The organism is Emticicia sp. GW821-FHT11C11 (genome assembly GCF_058808615.1).
In genome coordinates, this window is the sequence record NZ_JBXARV010000002.1 from 574972 (window position 1) to 593525 (window position 18554).

At 41.6% G+C, this 18554-nt stretch carries 17 protein-coding genes; 11 read left to right on the top strand and 6 right to left on the bottom strand.

Going from position 1 to position 18554, the window contains the following annotated elements:
• Positions 1-9 precede the first annotated feature (9 nt).
• The 5 genes from AC1RRY_RS12335 to AC1RRY_RS12355 all read left to right on the top strand — a co-directional run bounded on the left by AC1RRY_RS12335 (position 10) and on the right by AC1RRY_RS12355 (position 5401).
• A complete protein-coding gene (locus AC1RRY_RS12335; RefSeq protein WP_492820379.1) occupies positions 10-618 on the top strand; it encodes a cytochrome c oxidase subunit 3 in 609 nt (202 codons plus the stop codon).
• Positions 587-1276: a DNA repair protein RecO gene (recO, locus tag AC1RRY_RS12340; RefSeq protein ID WP_492820377.1), complete on the top strand. Its 690-nt coding sequence runs from the start codon at positions 587-589 to the stop codon at positions 1274-1276. Before AC1RRY_RS12335 ends, recO begins: the two co-directional genes overlap by 32 nt.
• 141 nt (positions 1277-1417) lie before the next feature.
• Positions 1418-1663 (top strand): type B 50S ribosomal protein L31, encoded by a 246-nt coding sequence (locus tag AC1RRY_RS12345; protein ID WP_492820375.1) that lies wholly within the window; start codon positions 1418-1420, stop codon positions 1661-1663.
• A gap of 128 nt (positions 1664-1791) precedes the next feature.
• Positions 1792-2862: a helix-turn-helix domain-containing protein gene (locus tag AC1RRY_RS12350; protein ID WP_492820373.1), complete on the top strand. Its 1071-nt coding sequence runs from the start codon at positions 1792-1794 to the stop codon at positions 2860-2862.
• Between the two features lie 145 nt (positions 2863-3007).
• A complete protein-coding gene (locus tag AC1RRY_RS12355) occupies positions 3008-5401 on the top strand; it encodes a TonB-dependent receptor domain-containing protein (protein ID WP_492820371.1) in 2394 nt (797 codons plus the stop codon).
• 5 nt (positions 5402-5406) lie between these two features.
• Here AC1RRY_RS12355 and AC1RRY_RS12360 read toward each other — a convergent pair whose 3' ends face one another.
• A complete protein-coding gene (locus AC1RRY_RS12360) occupies positions 5407-6288 on the bottom strand; it encodes a DMT family transporter (RefSeq protein WP_492820369.1) in 882 nt (293 codons plus the stop codon).
• Between the two features lie 140 nt (positions 6289-6428).
• Between AC1RRY_RS12360 and AC1RRY_RS12365 the strand changes: the two genes are divergently transcribed.
• The 3 genes from AC1RRY_RS12365 (at position 6429) to AC1RRY_RS12375 (ending at position 8097) form a co-directional block, all read left to right on the top strand.
• Positions 6429-7331, top strand: coding sequence for a TIGR01777 family oxidoreductase (locus AC1RRY_RS12365; RefSeq protein WP_492820367.1), 903 nt, complete (start codon positions 6429-6431; stop codon positions 7329-7331).
• Between the two features lie 87 nt (positions 7332-7418).
• Entirely contained in the window at positions 7419-7808 is a 390-nt protein-coding gene (locus AC1RRY_RS12370; protein WP_492820365.1) for an HIT family protein, read from the top strand.
• Positions 7809-7812: 4 nt separating this feature from the next.
• Positions 7813-8097: a hypothetical protein gene (locus AC1RRY_RS12375; protein ID WP_492820363.1), complete on the top strand. Its 285-nt coding sequence runs from the start codon at positions 7813-7815 to the stop codon at positions 8095-8097.
• Positions 8098-8133: 36 nt separating this feature from the next.
• Here AC1RRY_RS12375 and AC1RRY_RS12380 read toward each other — a convergent pair whose 3' ends face one another.
• From AC1RRY_RS12380 to AC1RRY_RS12395, 4 genes are all read right to left on the bottom strand, one after another.
• Entirely contained in the window at positions 8134-8769 is a 636-nt protein-coding gene (locus AC1RRY_RS12380) for a carbonic anhydrase (RefSeq protein WP_492820361.1), read from the bottom strand.
• Between the two features lie 44 nt (positions 8770-8813).
• A complete protein-coding gene (locus AC1RRY_RS12385) occupies positions 8814-9800 on the bottom strand; it encodes an NAD(P)H-dependent glycerol-3-phosphate dehydrogenase (protein WP_492820359.1) in 987 nt (328 codons plus the stop codon).
• A gap of 151 nt (positions 9801-9951) precedes the next feature.
• Positions 9952-11355, bottom strand: a complete 1404-nt coding sequence (locus AC1RRY_RS12390; protein WP_492820357.1) for an efflux RND transporter periplasmic adaptor subunit — start codon at positions 11353-11355, stop codon at positions 9952-9954.
• A 69-nt stretch (positions 11356-11424) separates the two neighbouring features.
• Positions 11425-12897 (bottom strand): TolC family protein, encoded by a 1473-nt coding sequence (locus tag AC1RRY_RS12395; RefSeq protein WP_492820355.1) that lies wholly within the window; start codon positions 12895-12897, stop codon positions 11425-11427.
• Between the two features lie 224 nt (positions 12898-13121).
• Between AC1RRY_RS12395 and AC1RRY_RS12400 the strand changes: the two genes are divergently transcribed.
• From AC1RRY_RS12400 to AC1RRY_RS12410, 3 genes are read left to right on the top strand one after another with little or no spacing between them, the layout of a single operon-like run.
• Positions 13122-13895, top strand: coding sequence for a hypothetical protein (locus AC1RRY_RS12400; RefSeq protein WP_492820354.1), 774 nt, complete (start codon positions 13122-13124; stop codon positions 13893-13895).
• A gap of 25 nt (positions 13896-13920) precedes the next feature.
• A complete protein-coding gene (gatB, locus tag AC1RRY_RS12405; protein ID WP_492820352.1) occupies positions 13921-15366 on the top strand; it encodes an Asp-tRNA(Asn)/Glu-tRNA(Gln) amidotransferase subunit GatB in 1446 nt (481 codons plus the stop codon).
• A 43-nt stretch (positions 15367-15409) separates the two neighbouring features.
• A complete protein-coding gene (locus AC1RRY_RS12410) occupies positions 15410-16606 on the top strand; it encodes a redoxin domain-containing protein (protein ID WP_492820350.1) in 1197 nt (398 codons plus the stop codon).
• Between the two features lie 49 nt (positions 16607-16655).
• On the opposite strand, the gene AC1RRY_RS12415 is transcribed toward AC1RRY_RS12410, so the two are convergent.
• Positions 16656-18521, bottom strand: coding sequence for a glycosyltransferase family protein (locus AC1RRY_RS12415; protein ID WP_492820348.1), 1866 nt, complete (start codon positions 18519-18521; stop codon positions 16656-16658).
• Positions 18522-18554 lie beyond the last annotated feature (33 nt).

Consider the following 18554-nt stretch of genomic DNA (forward strand, 5'->3'; position numbering starts at 1 on the left):
CCAAAGAAAATGTTGAAACAGCTAAGCAAACGACGTGAACCTTTTTCATTCATGCTTTACCTGGGCATTGTCAGCAGCAGCTTGTTGTTTTTTTTCATTCTCATTGTTTTTATTGCCAAAGAACTCGGCAACCGTCCTATTACCTTAAAAATACCGGAGGTTTTCTGGGGCAGCACCTTTGCAATTCTAATTAGCAGTTCTACTCTTCATTGGGCCACCAAGGCGTTCAAGGAAGAAAGGTTCAGAAGTTATCGCTTAAACCTGAGCCTTACCTTCATTTGCAGTATCGCATTTCTGATTTTGCAGGCACTGGGTTGGAGACAAATGATTACAGGCGGCATTACTATGAGCAACAATACCGGCGGTATGTTCATTTATATTTTATCAGGGCTACACCTGGTGCATGCTTTAGGAGGTATTATAGCTTTGGGAGTTGCCAACCGTGACGCCTTTAAGCGTATGGAATATGTTGACTCTTATGTATATAGCGTCAACCCGCCAAATCAACTGAAACTCAGGCTAATAAGTATCTACTGGCATTTTGTTGATGTACTGTGGATACTCCTGTTTCTTTTTTTACTTTATCATGCTATACAAAACCCGGGGAATAGTCATTAACTATATTCGTTACCGCGAAACATCAATCATCGCCAAAATTTATACTGAAAAATTTGGCGTGCAATCGTATATAGAAAACGGCGTGCGAAGCAGCAAAGGCAAAAACAGAATTGCGCTCTTTCAACCGCTTACCTTGCTCGATTTGGTACTGTATCATGACGATAAAAAAGAGATTCATCGCATTTCAGAAATTCATTCTGGTTTTCCGTTTAAAACACTGCCTTATGATGTCTACAAATCGAGCATCGGAATGTTTCTTGACGAAATTCTGAACAAAACACTGAAAGAAACCAGCGAAAACCATTCATTGTTTGAATTCCTCTATCATTCGCTCATTTTTCTTGATGAAACCGAACATCATTTCGAGAATTTCCATCTCATTTTCCTGCTGAAGTACTCCTTTTTTCAGGGTTTTTCGCCACAGGATGCCGGTGAAATTATAATGCAGTTGAAAGAAGCCAACATCCTGGTTCCGTTCGATGCCGAATACCAGGCATTACTGAATCAACTCATAATAGCAGACTACCAGACGCCGATTCTGATGAGCCGCGCAGCCAGAAACCACCTTTTAGAAGTAATTATTCTGTTTTACCAATTACATGTAGAAGATTTTGGTGAAATAAAATCCTTTCAGGTTTTGCGCGAGGTACTGAGTTAGTTATTATCTCAATTAAGGCAGATAACCGCAGGCACAAAAAAAGAAAACAATATTTTTTTGAATTACTTTGTTTTGTATTAGAATATTCCTACTTTTGCAACCCGTTTCAGCGAATTTTAGAAGTTCAATACAAATACAGCAATGAAAAAAGATATTCATCCAAATTATAGACCAGTTGTTTTCTGGGATTTGTCGACAGACTACAAATTTATAACACGTTCTTGTGTTAATACCAAAGAAAACATCGTTTGGGAAGATGGTAAAGAATACCCTGTTTACAAAGTAGAGGTTAGTTCTAACTCACACCCATTCTACACTGGTAAAAACGTATTACTTGATACAGCCGGTCGTGTTGATAAATTCAACAAACGTTACGGTAAAAAATAATTCTGAGAATTATTTACAAAAAAGGTCTTTCAGCATGCTGAAAGACCTTTTTTGTTTGTACCCTACAATGCATCGTTTTAAATATTTTAGATACTTTTGTAGAAAAGCTATGCTAAAAATCGGGAATCATGAATATTAAGCAGGAGTTAATGTTTTTCTTTAGCGGTTTAGGTGTTTTCAATGGCCTGCTGCTAGCTGCTTATTTTCTGTTTCTTAAAAAAATCCGTACTTTCGCCAGTATCCTTTTAGGCTTGTTATTGCTATGCCTCAGTATCAGGGTCGGCAAATCGGTTTTCCTGGTTTTCAAGCCCGATCTGGCTAAAATTTACCTACAGATAGGATTGTCGGCATGCTTCTTTATCGGCCCTACCCTGTTTTACCTCATCAAATCCATCCGGGAACAGATTATCGCCATTCCGGCCTACTGGAAATGGAACTTTGCCATTCATCTGGCAATCATTGTACCAACAGGTATCGTATTTACCTATCAGGAATACCCACATTTGTGGGGGCCTTATTTTATCAGAATTATTTATTTGCAGTGGCTTTTATATACCCTTGCTGCCGGGCTAAGCATAAAAGATATATTTTTAAAGCTGGGTAAGCCACAGGAAAAACTAAGTCTTTCAGAGCAATTTCAGTTACTGCTTTTTATAGGTAATACCATTATTCTTATCAGTTATATTCTTTCTTTGGCCAATATTGCTCAAGGGTTTTATATCAGCGGACCGCTCTCTTTTACATTTATTCTTTACATCAGTATTCTGTTTTTGCTGAAAAAAGAAAAAATGGATACTTATATATTTGCTCCACAAGACCGATACGCCAATAAGAAAATCGCCGACGAGCAGGCTGCCACTTTAATTCGTAAGCTAGAGCAATTATTACAAGAGCAGGCACTCTATAAAGATCCGAATCTTAAGCTGAATGATTTATCGAAAAAAATCAATATCTCCGGGCATCAGTTATCGCAATTATTAAACGATAATCTGGGTAAAAGTTTCTCGACTTACATCAACGAATATCGTATCGAAGAGGCCTGCCAAATGATTATCGGGCAGCCTAATCTGACCCTCGAGGCCATCGGCTACGACGTTGGCTTTAATTCAAAATCTACTTTTTATACAACTTTCAAAAAATTGAAGCACACCACGCCCATGCTTTACAAAGAAAAAGCAGAAAAAAGAGCTAAAGCATAAACTATTGCCTATCAGCAATATAGCCCTACACGCATTTTCACAAAAGTCCGGTTTTATAATTCAGAACTCCTGAATCTTAATCCCGAAACCTGTCTGTTTTCTTCAAAAATTACATTTGGCAAATATTTGTCTAAATGTAATTGTCATGTCAAAATCATCACTAGCAACAATCTTACTTATCATTATTCATTCTGTGGCCTTGGCTCAGGTCACCATCTCGGGGAAAGTTATTGACAACACCAGCAAACAGGGTATTCCGTTTGTGAACGTTTCTTTATTGACAGCCAAAGATTCGGCTCAGGTGAGGGGGGCTGTTACAGACTCATCAGGTTATTTTCGCATAACCACTATACCGAAAGGCAGTTATGTGCTGCTTTTTTCATCGATAGAATATCAGAGAAAGTATCAACCCTTATTGGTAGAAAACGACAATCCGCAAACTTTACTGCTGAATGAAACGGCATTGATTGTTACCAATCAATTATTAAATGAAGTAAATATCAGAGCTGATAAAATACAGATTCAGCAGTCGGATGAAAAACTGGCCGTAACTATTGCAGGCAATAAGCTTTTTAGCACATCAACCAATGGGTTCGATATTTTGAAGAAAATGCCCGGTATACAAATCAATAGCGATGGCAGCCTCTCTATGGCAGGTGGAGTAGTTCCTACCATTTTTGTTGACGGTAAACCTATGCCCATGAGCCCGGAGCAACTACAAAATTACCTGAATAGCCTTACTCCCGAGATGATCGCTTCTATTGAGTTAATCTCCAATCCGTCAGGCAGGTATGATGCCGAGTACAAGGCAATTATTGATATTAAACTGCAACGCGATAAATCTTTGGGTTGGATTGGCAACTACACTGCCGGTTTACAACAGAATATCTACACATTGCTCAACAATAACCTTGTATTGACTTACAATCAATCTAAAATTGCCTATACCGCAAGGTTGGGGTATCAGGCCGGGGCTACTGTCTATCGGTATCGGGCATTGCAACATCAGGCTAATACCAATATTATGCGCACCGATACCTGGTTAAAAACTACTCACAACAATCTTAATCTACAGTTTGAAACAGACTACCATCCGAACAAAAATCATAGTATCGGGCTTGTTCTGCGCACTAATCTGCTGAATCGGAAAGCGCTAGCCGACAACACCCTGCACTTTACGGAAGCTACCGATGAATATGTGCTGTCAAACATCAGCAGTATCAATAAGCACACTCCCCAACAAACCAATTATAGTATTAATCTAAGTTATGATTTCAAAACCGCTAAAAGCGAATGGCATGTATTAGGAATTGTGTCTCAGGTAAATAATCACAGGAACGAGGATATTAAAAATACACAAACCCTGACCGGCGATTTGCTGAATTACTGGAAAACCAATTTACAGAATACCATTGCAATCCGCTCTGCTCAGGTAGATGCCAGCAATAGCATAGGTAAGGGCAAAATAGAAGCAGGTGCCAAATATGCCCTGATAGGCACTAAAAATGATCTGGTGTATGATACCCTAAGCAAAGACAACGTTTTTGTACTTGACCCGGGTCGTACCAATAATTTTCATTATAGCGAGTATATTTCGGCCGCTTATGCCTTATACGGGCACAAATGGGGAAAACTGACCTACAAGGCAGGTTTACGCACCGAACACACCCACAGCATAGCCAATATGATAACTACGGGCCAGGCGACCGAACGCAATTACTTAAAATGGCTGCCCAGTGTTAATCTTTCGTACCCATTTGCTAACGACCATCAAATAACAGCCTCTTATACACACCGGATGACCCGACCGAACTTCGAGCTGCTGAATCCTTTCCGGTTCTATCTCAGTCCGCTGAATTACTGGGTGGGTAATCCATACCTTTTGCCCTCTACAACCAAGCAATTAAGCCTTACTTATACACACAAGAACTACTACGTGTTGTTTAATCTGGGCCGCGAAGTAGACCCTATGACACGTTACCCTGAATACAACCGCGTTACCAACGTATTGGAGTACCTGGGTAGAAACCTGCCCTACAATGATTTCGCTACGTTAGAAGCCAACTGGTCTGTTACCATAAAAAAATGGTGGCGCATGAACCACAACATAGGCCTGTATTATAAAAAAGAACAGACTCCTTACCATGAAAAGGTGTACCAGATTCCGATTAAGAACTATATGATTAATGGCAGCCAGGTATTCACTTTAGCGAAAGACTTTTCGTTTGATGTTTACTACCTCTATACCTCTACCAGAGGTACCGGACTTTATATTTTTAAGCCTGTGTATTACATAGACTTAGGCTTGCAGAAAACATGGCTAAAAGGGAAACTGAACACCAAACTTAATTTTCAGGATATTTTTAATACCTATTATTTCCGGATGGTTTTCAGGGAGAAAAGTATCATTGATAATGAATTTTCTCATTGGAATGGAAATCAACGCGTAGTTTTTGCTCTGACTTATCATTTTGGCAAATCAGGCTACAAAATCAGACAAAACGTAAGGAATGAAGAAGAAAGCCGGGTTAGTAATTAACGCCTCTATTCAGCCCTTTTCAGAAACGGATGCAGCACTACCGAAAGGAGAATCAAAACCCCTCCTATATAAAAACCGGTGGTCATGCGTTCTCTTTCTCCAAAAATGAAGTAGGCCATCAGAATACCATAGATAGGCTCCATATTAATGGATAGATTAAGCGTGAAGGCCGAAATCTTCTTCAGCAGCTTCAGCATTTCGTTATAAGGATAAACGGTACATCCCAGTCCCAGAATGGCTATCCATATCCAGTCTGTCGGGCTGGGTATGAGTTGAAAATGTGTGTCGGGAGCGGCAAAGATAATGATGGGAATAAACACCCATGATGCCAGAAAGGCTCCGGTCATCTCGTAAAAGGTAATGGTTTGTGAATCATATCTTTGCGTGAGCTGTGCATTGAGTACAGAAAAAACAGTTGCCAGAAAGGCCGCAATTGTTCCGATTATAATGCCTGTCAGGTACTTGTATTCAAACTTGAAAACAAAGTACATACCCAGCACCACTAAAACACCCAGAAGTACCTCTACCTTACTGATTTTTGTTTTCTTTACGATAGGCTCCAGAATACTTGTAAAAAAAGAAGTAATCGAAAAAGTTACCAGACTGATGGCAATGGTTGACGCCCGTGCCGAACCAAAGAAACACATCCAGTGTAAGGCTATAATAGCCCCTACTCCTAATAATGGAAGGCTGTCTTTGAATGGAATAAGAATATTTCTTTTCTGAACCCGCGCCAGTAGGTACATACCCAACGACGCCAGAAAAGTGCGCCAGAAAACAACACCCAGGGCAGAGACTTCGGTCAGCCGGCCAAGAATAGCCGTAAAGCCCAAAATAACAACAATTAAATGAAGTTTAAGATAATCTTTGGGCTGCGGACCACTCATTTCGTATAACTTGATTAAGACTTTTTACATGATTTTCTGCTGCAGAAACAGGCTGCCAAAGGTAATGAATTATACAGTTATAAATTAAACATTTTGCCGTATTTTGGTGTTGATAAAACTGCAACTAATTAAATAAAACCTTGAATATCTTAATAACCGGGGGCACCGGGCTTATCGGCAGGCATCTCACCGGGCTTCTTTTACAGAAAGGATATCAGGTCTCATTTCTGAGCCGGAGAAAAGAGAACGTGCCCAGTGTAAAAGTATTCCGGTGGAATTTAGAAACAGGATATATTGAGCCGGAGGCTCTGAAAAACATTGATTTCATCATTCATCTGGCAGGAGCAGGCATTGCCGATAAACGTTGGACCGATAAGAGAAAGCAGGAAATCGTTGATTCGCGTGTTAAGCCCATATTGTTGCTCAAACGGCATCTGCAAGAACAGAGCATAAAAATAAAAGCGTTTATATCTGCCTCGGGTATCAATTACTATGGTACTGACACCGGCGAAAACCGGTTAGATGAAGACAGCCCCATCGGAAACGATTTCCTCGCAAATTGCTGCAAACTATGGGAGGAAGAGACAAGGAACTTTACTCCTGCCCGGCGTACGGTAAGCATCAGAACAGGTATGGTACTCAGCAAGGATGGCGGCGCTTTGCCCAAAATGATGCTGCCGGTTAAATGGGGAATAGGCTCATCTTTCGGCAGTGGAAGGCAGTGGTTTTCCTGGATACACATTGACGACATCTGCCGTTTGTATCTGCAAAGCATTGAAGACGAAACCATACACGGCCCTTATAATGCAGTAGCGCCGAATCCGGTGCAGAACCACGAACTCATCGAAACCGCTGCCAGAATTCTGAAACGACCCTTGTGGGTGCCTGATGTTCCGGCCTTTGCCCTCAAACTGGTGCTGGGCGAACTATCAAAGGCCTTATTGGGAGGTAACTATATTAAAAACAAAAAAATGGCCGAAGAACTGGCTTTTCAGTATCAATTCCCTGAATTGGAAGATGCACTTACAGATTTGTTAAAATAGACCGTCATGCTATCCCGTTTTTATCTTTTCGTAAAAACCAATTACCTCAAAATTTATTACCTTGCACGCAAATTAGTAAAGTCAAATATGCCTTCTATCTTTTCAAAAATAGTCGCGGGCGAAATCCCCGCGCACAAAATCGCTGAAACTGACCAATTTCTGGCGTTTCTTGATGTTTTCCCCTGCGCAGTGGGTCATACATTAGTGATACCCAAAAAAGAAATAGATTATCTTTTCGACCTGGACGATGAGCTTTATACAGGCCTGATGCAATTTGCCAAACGCATAGAGCCGGCCATCAGAAAAGCTATTCCCTGCAAACGCATTGGCGTAGCAGTAATTGGCCTGGAGGTACCTCATGCCCACGTACACCTGATACCGATGAACAGCATGAGCGACATGAATTTTAATCATAAACTAAAACTATCGCAGGAAGAACTGGCGGCAACTGCGGCTAAAATCAGAAGTTTTTTATAAGAGTATGGAAATAGCCTACGCAGTCGTTATCTGCATTTTACCCCTCTTCCTGACGATCAGATGTATTTATTTGCTGAGAAAGAATCCGAAGATTTCTGATTTCATGAAAAGCATTATAACGGCAGTTCTGTGCGGAATTATTATCGTTTCCATAAGTGTGAGCATTCACCATTTTATGACAGACGGTATCGATGAGAAATCGAATATGAGTATGGGCGTATTGACAACCGTGCAGGGCATCATGTCGGGTGTGGTTTTTCTGGTTACTCGACTAATCAATAAAGTATAACAAATAAACGGGGCGCCTGAAAAGCGCCCCGTTTATTTAATCTCCCAGATAATATATCTCCTGTATTCCTTTCAGGAGTTTTTCAAAATCCAGATTCAAATCTTTCAATAGTCCGGTTCTGATATCAAAAACCCAACCATGCACAGTGGGATATTCTTTTTTGAGATACTGCTGTTGCACACTTGCCAGCTTTATCACATTAATGCATTGCTCCTGTACATTTAACTCAACCAGACGGTCATAGCGCTCAGGCACATTTTTAATGCCATTAAGTTCGTCTTTATGTAGCCGGTAAACGTCTCTGATGTTTCGCAGCCAGGGGTTCAACAAGCCCATGTCTACGGGCTCCATGGCTGCTTTTACGCCCCCGCAGTTATAATGACCACAGATAACAATGTGTTTCACCTCCAGAGACCGCACGGCATATTCAATAACCGACATCACGTTTAAATCAGTAGCATTAACCAGATTGGCTATATTTCTGTGTACAAAAACCTCACCGGGTCCTGCTCCCATCAGTTCTTCTGCGGTTACACGGCTGTCGCTACAGCCGATATACAGATAATCAGGACGCTGTTCTTTGGCCAGATTTTCAAAAAAAGATGCGTTACTGCCTTTTTTTTCTTTCAACCAGGCAAGATTGTTTTCGAATACTTGTTCGTAAGTTGGCATATTGTGTTATTCAACAGGTGTCAGGAATAAAATTACAATTGATACTATTTCAATCTGGCTTTTAAATCTTCAAACTCTTTTCTAAGCGGAGCTTGCTGATACAAAATCTTATAGGTGAAATCGGCAATAGGCATGTCTAGCTCATACTCCTTCAGCATTTCATAAATACTTTTGGTGGCATAATAGCCTTCAGCCACCATGTTCATTTCCAATTGGGCCGCCCGCACACTATATCCCCTGCCAATCATATTTCCGAAGGTCCGGTTGCGGCTGAATTGCGAGTAAGACGTAACGAGTAAATCGCCCAGATAAGCAGACGCGCTCAGATTGCGTTCCATAGGATTAATCTTATCAACCACCCGGCTTATTTCCTGCATGGCATTGGCTACCATCACTGCCTGAAAATTATCACCACCGCCCAGTCCATGTGTTATTCCACAGGCCAACGCCACTATGTTTTTCATAACGGCGGCATATTCCACCCCATATAAGTCAGCCAATGCAGACGTACTCACAAAGCGGCAACGCAGTATATCAGCAAAATCATTGGCCAGTTTGAGATTGGGTGACGCAATGGTAAGATAAGAATGTTTCTCTAAGGCCACTTCTTCTGCATGACAGGGGCCTGCTATCACACCGATGTTTTCAGCGGGGACTTCATACGTTTCCTCTATCCAGTCAGTTACTAATTGATTAGTAGCCGGAATCATCCCCTTAATGGCCGAAATCACCTTTTTACCCTGCAGGTGGCTTTTATTGATTGTTCTGAGGGCATCGGTTAGAAAAGCCGCCGGAACCGCCAGTATAACCCATTCGGTATCCCGTAAGGCCTCTTTCAGATTGGTATAGGGTTTCACTTTTGAAGGGTGAATTTCCACACTGCTCAGGTAATGCGGGTTGTGATGCAATCGCTTGATATGTTCCGCATCTTCGCTGTTCCGCATCCACCATTTGATATGCACATTGCTCTCGCTTAGTATCTTTATGATCGCCGTAGCCCAGCTTCCTCCTCCTATTATTGTGATTTTCATGTCTTTTCAGCTAAACGTTTGATGTAACGGACAAAAAAATGAATCAACTCCGCCACCTATAAGTTTAAGATGCTAAGTAAACCAAAAGCCTTGAAAAAACAAAGAGACTACCCTGGGGCAGTCTCTCTGATAAGCTGAATTGATATAGTAATTATTCTTTTTTCTTGTCTTTACCTTCTACCTTTTTGCCTACTAAGTCACCATCTTTCAGTTTTTTCGATACAGCAATAAACGGTCCCGATACAATTTCCTCTCCTTCTTTCAAACCTTCTTTAATCTCAATTGTTCCGGCAACAGTATCAGTAATACCCGTCTTAACTTCACGCGTTTTTACTTTGCTGTCTTTACCTACTATAAAAACTACCTCTTTTGGTGCCTCTTTTTTCTTCGGCTTTTCGGGCTCATTGGTACTTTGGTCGCTTGGCGGGCCTTGTTCTTTCTTCTCTTCGCTCTTCTCTTCGTTGCTTCCGTCACGCGTGGTTACGGCTGCAATCGGCACGCTCAATACTTTTTCTTTCTTCTCGGTAATGATATCTACAGTTGCGGTCATACCCGGTTTAAACGGATATACTTTTTTTGCTTTTCTGTCTATCAAATCTCTGTATGACTCAGGTAAGATTCTGATTCTTACTTCAAACTCGGTTACTGCATCGGTCGCGCTTGACGCCGCCGCAAGCGTTCCGCCTACACCATTAGCCGTATTAGCAATTTCGGTTACAATACCTTTGAATTTCTTTCCGGTAAGTGAGTACGAGTCAACATCAATATTTGCGGTATCACCCAGGCTTACTCTCACAATATCGTTTTCGTTAACATTGATTCTCACTTCCATGTTGTTCAGGTTAGCAATGCGGAGCATCTCCGTACCTGCCATTTGAGAGGTACCTACTACGCGCTCACCCAACTCTACAGATTGTTTAGATACAATACCGTTCATAGGGGCATAGATGCTCGTTTTACGAAGATTCTCTGAGGCATCTTTTAATCCGGCCTCGGCACTTCTGATATTGAAAGTGGCTGCTTCCAGATTAGATTTAGAGGCTGACACATCCTGTCTGGCTACTTTCAGGTTAGTTTCTGCAATCTCGAGATCAGAGGCCGAAATAACTTTGTCGTCATACAGTTTTTTCTGACGGTTATACTCCGCCTGTGTTCTGATGAGCCGTGCTTCTGCCTGAGATATGGCTGACTTTGCCTGCTCGGCACTGGCTCTCGACTGGTTCACCATCGCTTCGGCGCGTTGCGTAATCGAGATATAGTTCTCCGGCTGTACTTTAAGTAATAGCTGGCCTTTCTTTACAGAATCACCCTCTTTTACATACAAGCCGATAATTTCACCGGGTACGTCAGGTGTAATTTTCACTTCAACCTCGGGTTGGATTTTACCCGAAGCCGAAACGGTTTCAATGATATCTGTTTTTCCGGCTTTTACAATTTCAACCTCGGTAGGTTTTTCTTTACCTATCCAACCGGCCGATTTCGCAACCAATAGAAATATTACAAACAGGGCTACTGTTCCGCCCAAAATCCACCAGATTCTATTTGATTTTTTCATTGAGAAAATAAATTTGTAACAATTAGTAATAAGGTAAGTATTTAAGTCTCCGACCCAAAGGCAAAAGGCTTAGAAATTAAGTGGTTTATTCTGATAATAATCTAAAATCTTAATTCTGAATATGTAATCATATTTAGCCTGAATCTGGTTGGCTCTGGCACGGTCCAGATTCGTCTTTGAAATACTGTAGTCAAGAGAGTTTAATGATCCTACATTGAATCTTGATTCTGCAGCTCTGAAAGATTCTTCCAATGCACGCACCTGATTACCCAAGGCAGAAAATTTCTTCGCCGAATTACTCATATTTACATACGCTGTCTCTATGTCTTGACGTAAACGCAGGCGTACGTTTTCAGCCTGTACCTCAGCCTGTTTCTGTTGTATTACGGCACCCGTTGTACGGAATTTAGCATTGTAGCCGTTAAATATAGGCACTCTGATGCTTAATCCTACCGAAGTATTAAGGTTACCTGTCAACTGGCGGATATACCCGATTTTTTCAGTTGAAGTTGAAGTGGTTGGCAACACGGCGATAACCGGGTAGCGGGTTCCTCCTATATTAACATATCCTGCCTCTTGTTCAATAATAGTAGGTGTTACAATTACTTTCTCTGCTGCTGTAGTAGACGTCGTATTCATGTTTCCGAAAGCGGTAACAACCGGCGACCTCAGTCCTTTTGCAATATCCACACCTTTCTGAGCTGCTTTTACACGCATATCAGCTGCCTGCACCTCTGCCAGAAAACTCTGGGCTATTTCATATACCTCTGCAGAAGAGTTCGGATACGGCTGTATGTTCGGGTTTGGCACCTCAATTCTTACCACATCTATGTTTCTGTCTGCCGCTAAATTAAGCAATTGTTTCAACGCTAACTTGGCAGAAATAATAGCATTTTCGGCATTTACAACCTGCACTTCATCATTAGCCAACTGCGCCTGAATATCAAAAAGATTTGTTTCAGGAACCGACCCGGCGTTTACCAGTTTTTGCGTACGCTCTAATTGTATTCTTGAAACCTCTATTTGTCTTTGGGCAATGGCCAGCAGATCTTCCTGCGAAAGCAAATTTAGATACGCTACCACCACATTCAATGTAATCTGGTTTCTCATGGCTTGCAAATCCAGTTTTGCTACCTCCAGATTCGTCTGGTTGAGGGCAATATTATTTCTGGTCTGGAAACCGTCAAAAACCGTTACGCCCGACGAAAGCCCGAATCCGTTTGACCCAACCGTATTGGTAATGATACCATTGGTATAGGGGTTGATGTTACGACCGGTAAACAGGTTCAGGTTGGCAGTTCCGTTCAGATTGGGGTATCTGGCCCATTTCGACTGATCAAGTGTGTTAATACCATTCTCTACAGCCAAATTACTTTGCTTAATAGAAAGGTTGTTTTTCAAAGCTACATTGACGGCCTCTTGTAATCCGATTTTTTCACCGGGTGTGCTATTCGCACTTGAGGTTACTGCCGCAGATTGTTGCGCCTGCACAAAAGTATTAACAAGTAATAGTGTAGGTAAGAAAGTTTTAGCAAATTTCATGAGGAAAATATTTTTCATTTCGATGAACCGGTTCGATGAAACTTATAGGGCTTTATACGAGTTTTGATAAGGCAATCTTACGAAACAATAGTATTAGCTTGCTACAAGAAATGGATAAACGGTTTTATAGAAGTTTAGACCTGATACTTTAGGGTTTGAACTTCTTGAAAAATAGCCTTAAGTTTGAACTATATTTCGTTTTCCGATCAATCGGGGCTTTGAAAATGAGCGGCCAGACACCAAAAGATTTTCTGAAATTTCTGAAGAATCCTGATTTTATCGACGGGATTTACAACTATTGCGATAGTTGGTGTGAACGCTGTGCCTTTACTGAAAAATGCATGAACTTTGCCATGCGTAAACAACAGGAAAACAAAGAAAGCCGTACGGGCGACAGTTTGTCGGAGGTTTTTAAGCAAACCACCGATTTAATTAAACAGGTAATAGAAGATAAAGGCCTGAGTTGGGAAGAAATAGTAAGCCAGGTTGATACCAATACACCCGCCCGAGACCCGCACAAAGAAGCTGATAAACACCGGAATGTAAAAAACGCCCGGGAATATACCCGCCTTTATGGCTCTTTTCTGAGAGAAGAACAGGGATTTATGAAAGGGAAAGGCGTTGAGTTTCAGAACGATTTGAACAAAGGAGCGCTTTCGGTTGAAGAGGCCGAAGAGGCGTTATCGCAGATTGAAGATGCCTTTGAAGTAATTAACTGGTATCAAAGCCTTATATATATCAAGATACGAAATGCCTGCCAGTTGTTTTTTGAAGACAACCTGAGCGATTTCATGGTAGACTACTACAACGGCAAAGCTAAATTAACATTGATCAGTATTGACCGTAGTATGGCTGCATGGCTGGTACTACAGGTGCATTTCCCTGAAAAAGTGAATAAAATCACGGAAATCTTGTTTCAATTAGAAAAACTACGCCAACAAATAGAGAAAGATTTCCCTAATGCTCGTAAATTTGTGAGACCGGGCTTTGATAAATAACAGCCTCTACATTTAACCACTTTTCATGCAATACGAAATTGTTATAGGACTGGAAGTACACTGCCAGCTTTCAACCGAAAGCAAAATTTTTGCTTCTGATTCTAACCGGTTTGGCAGCGAACCAAATACTAATATCAGTGTTATCACACTGGGGCATCCCGGTGTTTTGCCCAAATTAAACAAAAAGGCGGTTGAGTATGCCATAAAAATGGGTCTGGCCTGCGGCTGCGACATAACCCGGAACAACTATTTCGACCGTAAGAACTACTTCTACCCTGATCTCCCTAAGGGCTATCAGGTATCGCAGGATAAATACCCCATCTGTAAAGGCGGTGGTGTAACCGTGAGGCTTAAAGAGGGAAAACAATACAAAGAGAGATTTCTTGAACTGCACCATATTCATCTGGAAGAAGACGCCGGAAAATCAGTCCATGAAGGAGATACCGAATATACCCGGCTGGATTATAACCGCGCAGGTACCCCACTGATTGAGATTGTATCAGAACCCTGTATGAAAAGTGCCGAAGAAGCTGGGGCATACCTGACTGAAATTCGTAAAATGGTACGTTATCTGGATATCTGCGACGGCAATATGGAAGAGGGCTCTATGCGCGCCGATCTGAATATTTCTATTCGTCCGGTTGGAGTTGAGAAACTGGGCACAAAAGTAGAGGTGAAAAACATGAACTCAATCAGAAATCTGCAACGTGCCGTAGAGTTTGAGTTCAAGCGGCAGGTAAGAATGGTGGAATCCGGAGAAGAGATTATTCAGGAAACCCGTATGTTTGATGCCGACACAGGTGAAACCTACGGCATGCGGGTAAAAGAAACCATGAACGATTACCGCTATTTCCCTGAACCTGACCTTGCTCCAATCAGAATTTCGGAGGAATGGCTACAAACCATTCAGAACAAGATGCCGGCCTTGCCGCAGCAGTTATTTAAACAGTTTATACAGGAATACGGCATTACAGAAGAGCACGCTGCTGTTCTGACCGATAATAAAGACACTGCCTGGTATTTCTTAGAAACTGCCCGCTTTACCAAAAACCATAGAGCCATTGCTAATTGGCTTACTTCTACTATTAAGGGATATCTGAACGAGAAAAGCATAGAAATCAATGAACTTACATTGAAACCCGCTCAATTGGCTGAAGTGATTTCGCTGGTTGACGAAAACAAGATCAGCAGTTCAACTGCTGCACAAAAGCTTTTCCCTTTATTGCTTGATAACCCCACCGAAACGGCACTGGCATTGGCCGAAGCCAACAATTTGATTCAACAAAGCAATACAGATACGTTACAGTCGTTAATCAACGAAGTTCTGTCAGCTTATCCTGACAAGGTAAAAGAATTTAAAAGTGGAAAAAAAGGCTTGCTTGGTCTGTTTGTAGGAGAAGTAATGAAGAAATCGAAAGGCACGGCCGATCCCAAACTTACTAACCAGTTGCTGACGGAAGCTTTAAAATAAGTTACCGGCGCTTATCATCAGAATATTTGAATAAACACACATTATGAGACAATCTATTTTTGCAATATGTTTTCTGGCTTTCGGTTGGGCTTGCCAATCGCAGCCACAAAATAAACCTTCGGAAACCGGAGCAAAGGCAACTACCGGAAAACCCTTTAGCATAAAAGGTAAAATCAATAGCCCGGTAGCAGGCAAGGTGTACTTTGAGAGAATGAACGACAGGAACATTGCGCTAAAAGTAGACTCGGTAAATATTGCCGCAGACCAGACCTTCTCTTTAAAAGGATTGATACCCGAACCGGGCATTTATCAGGTAAATATAGCCAATCAGCAAGTAATAGGTTTGATTCTGGATGGTGGTGAAGACATCAATCTGGTAGCTGATGGTGTGAGTACTCCTGATAAGGCTGCTTCTTATACTATAGAAGGTGCTTCTAATATGTCAAAGTTTAATCAGATACTGGTTGAAGCGCAAAAGTTCCGTAAGGTGCAGCTGGCATTAAATGAACAGTTTGAAGTCATAGCAAAGAAAAAAGACGATAAAAAAAGGAAGGAAATTCAGACGCAATATATGGCAGCAGAAGAGAATTATTTCAATACAATTAAACCCATGATTGCTGAGTTGGGCACTTCATTAGCGGGTATAATTGCTGTTAATAATTTTCTGAATCCGGAGAAAGATTTTGAAATTTTTGCCAATACAGCAGCACAGTTAGAAAAAGAAGGGAAGAACTATTTCTTTGCGAAACTTTTCATACAAGATGTAAAGCGCCGAAGTGCCGGTTCAGTAGGTTCAGAGGCTCCGGATTTCAATCTGGTAGATTTGTCGGGTAAAAACGTAAAATTGTCTGATATGAAAGGCAAAGTAGTGATTCTGGATTTCTGGGCAACCTGGTGCGGGCCTTGTATTATGTCTTTTCCGGGCATGAAGCAGGTCATGGAAAAATACAAAAACAATCCCAACGTGCAATTCCTGTTTGTGAATACCTTTGAACGGCTAGAACAAAATCAGATAAAACCATCAGTCAATAATTTTGTAAATCAGAGAGGCTTCAATACGTTTCCTGTTATTTTTGATCTGCAAGGAGAAGTAGCCGGCGATTACGGAGTCAACGGCATCCCTGCCAAATTCTGCATAGATAAAGAAGGAAAAATCAAGTTCAAGAGTACCGGTTTCCTTGGTTCTACCGAACTGGTAGTGCAGGAGATGGTCAGATGGATAGACGAAGCAGCTAAATAACACAAATAACAAAAGAGGGCAGATGAATCATCTGCCCTCTTTTGTTATTCTAAATTCTTGATATCCCTTTTCGTTTAAGCGCTAGGTCATGGGCTGTATCATAATACGAGCGCAGGTTTGTCCAGTCGAAAATTTCCGAAATATTCTCCACTCTGTTACGCTGCATAATACGGTCGCGGCGGTTCATCGTTACGAAATTAAATAATATATCAGCCAATTGGTCTGCGGCTTCATCATAACTCTTGGTCCGGCGGTTTACCACATATACTCCTACACTATCGTAATCTTTCATGAGTTGAATCATGAAGTCGCCAAAACCTGATAAATCGCTCGTTACAGTAGGAATCCCTCTCACCACACACTCCAGAGGTGTATAACCCCACGGCTCATAATAACTCGGGAAAATACCCAGGTGGCATCCGCGAACAAACTGGCTGTATTCCATACCAAAAAGCGGATTGGTCGGTGAAATAAAGTCAGGATGATATACAAATTTCACCCGATCCTGCTGGTGATTCTGCAGGTTGGTATATTTCAGATAATTAGTTATTTCATCCTCCTGTTTCAATAAATGGGTAACTGTATGCGGTAGTTTTTTGGTTTTCCATATCTGGATAGTCCGGCGTAATCTTAAGCGCCAGTATTCATCCACAAACTCATTCAAATCGGGTAAGTTCGGGTTCTCATCGGCTGCCGATGCATGAAACAGATGTTCGCCTACCTGTTTTTCAATAGCCTCACAGCTTTGTCTGATCTCCTCCATCACCGCTCTCGACTGCAGCACTTCGGGGTTAATTGAATACACAGGGTTTTTGGTGATAATAAACATCACGATGGTTGTGTCCAAGCCTGCCTGCACAATCTTGAAATTCAGCCTTTTAAGGGCTTCCAAGGTCAGATCATAGCCCTTGTTCCGGAACTCATAACGGCCAGAGGTAAAGAAATAAAGGGTGTTGTCGAGATCCCACGAATAACTCTGGAAGAAATGCCCCATCACAAACTGGTGGATTTTCTCTTTATACTTTAAATGCAGATTCTGGAATTCATGCGTTGCCGCAAATCGCGTTACATTCAGGCCATTAGGGAGTATCAGGTCACAATTACGCCCGAAAAACACTTCACACTCTTTCGCCGTCACATCACTCACAGTAGTGAGTACGTGGCATTTCTGTGCTGCCAGCCTCTCTATTTTTGCCTGTGCCAATATACCAAAATGCTGTGCTTCGTGTTCCCAATTGTAGTAAGGCAATTTTTCATAAAAACTGGCCTCATTACTGGCTATATAACGCCCAAGCATGGTAGCATGTGTGGTAAATACTGTCGAGATAGGCACGTTATCGGCACGAATATCTATCAAGGCACATGCTACCATCCACTCGTGGAAATGCGCGATAATATCATTTTTATGCCCGTATGTTTCTCCGAACTCCGTCAAAAACACCCTTATCATTTCACCCAGAGCAATAACCTGATCAACCAGAGGTTCGGCATTGAGGGTAGAAATCTGATGCTTGTTCCAGAGGTTATGCTTCAGATCATTTGTTTTATGTAGTAAATTCTTGAAGTCCAATAAAACAATTTTTGGTTTTCCGGTCACCAGCCAGCGTCCATAGTGTGCCTCAAAACCCATCTCCCGCATTCGCTTCACAATTCTACCGAAATATGATTCTTCCAGGTCTTCAATTGGTTCAAATTCAACAACTGCTGTATTCTGAAAATACGGGCCGATAAGACAATAGTTTTCGCCCCACTCTTCTACCATTGAAGGCACTTTCGAACGGATTACGGTATATATCCCTCCCACCTGGTTGCATACTTCCCAGGCAATTTCCATTAATAAAGGTTTTTTTTGCTCACGTGGTTGAATGCTGACTGTTTCTTCTGATTCTCTTTTTAGTTTTTTGGACGTTACCATGTGGGTTATTTATTTATCTATTCTGAACGAGTG

Bases quoted from the DNA above. Each gene is read 5' to 3' on its own strand.
- AC1RRY_RS12415 (WP_492820348.1), bottom strand. From the start codon at position 18,521: ATGGTAACGTCCAAAAAACTAAAAAGAGAATCAGAAGAAACAGTCAGC.
- gatB (WP_492820352.1), top strand. From the start codon at position 13,921: ATGCAATACGAAATTGTTATAGGACTGGAAGTACACTGCCAGCTTTCA.
- AC1RRY_RS12360 (WP_492820369.1), bottom strand. From the start codon at position 6,288: ATGAGTGGTCCGCAGCCCAAAGATTATCTTAAACTTCATTTAATTGTT.
- recO (WP_492820377.1), top strand. From the start codon at position 587: ATGCTATACAAAACCCGGGGAATAGTCATTAACTATATTCGTTACCGC.
- AC1RRY_RS12375 (WP_492820363.1), top strand. From the start codon at position 7,813: ATGGAAATAGCCTACGCAGTCGTTATCTGCATTTTACCCCTCTTCCTG.
- AC1RRY_RS12395 (WP_492820355.1), bottom strand. From the start codon at position 12,897: ATGAAATTTGCTAAAACTTTCTTACCTACACTATTACTTGTTAATACT.
- AC1RRY_RS12410 (WP_492820350.1), top strand. From the start codon at position 15,410: ATGAGACAATCTATTTTTGCAATATGTTTTCTGGCTTTCGGTTGGGCT.
- AC1RRY_RS12350 (WP_492820373.1), top strand. From the start codon at position 1,792: ATGAATATTAAGCAGGAGTTAATGTTTTTCTTTAGCGGTTTAGGTGTT.
- AC1RRY_RS12345 (WP_492820375.1), top strand. From the start codon at position 1,418: ATGAAAAAAGATATTCATCCAAATTATAGACCAGTTGTTTTCTGGGAT.
- AC1RRY_RS12355 (WP_492820371.1), top strand. From the start codon at position 3,008: ATGTCAAAATCATCACTAGCAACAATCTTACTTATCATTATTCATTCT.
- AC1RRY_RS12385 (WP_492820359.1), bottom strand. From the start codon at position 9,800: ATGAAAATCACAATAATAGGAGGAGGAAGCTGGGCTACGGCGATCATA.
- AC1RRY_RS12335 (WP_492820379.1), top strand. From the start codon at position 10: ATGTTGAAACAGCTAAGCAAACGACGTGAACCTTTTTCATTCATGCTT.
- AC1RRY_RS12380 (WP_492820361.1), bottom strand. From the start codon at position 8,769: ATGCCAACTTACGAACAAGTATTCGAAAACAATCTTGCCTGGTTGAAA.
- AC1RRY_RS12390 (WP_492820357.1), bottom strand. From the start codon at position 11,355: ATGAAAAAATCAAATAGAATCTGGTGGATTTTGGGCGGAACAGTAGCC.
- AC1RRY_RS12370 (WP_492820365.1), top strand. From the start codon at position 7,419: ATGCCTTCTATCTTTTCAAAAATAGTCGCGGGCGAAATCCCCGCGCAC.
- AC1RRY_RS12400 (WP_492820354.1), top strand. From the start codon at position 13,122: ATGAGCGGCCAGACACCAAAAGATTTTCTGAAATTTCTGAAGAATCCT.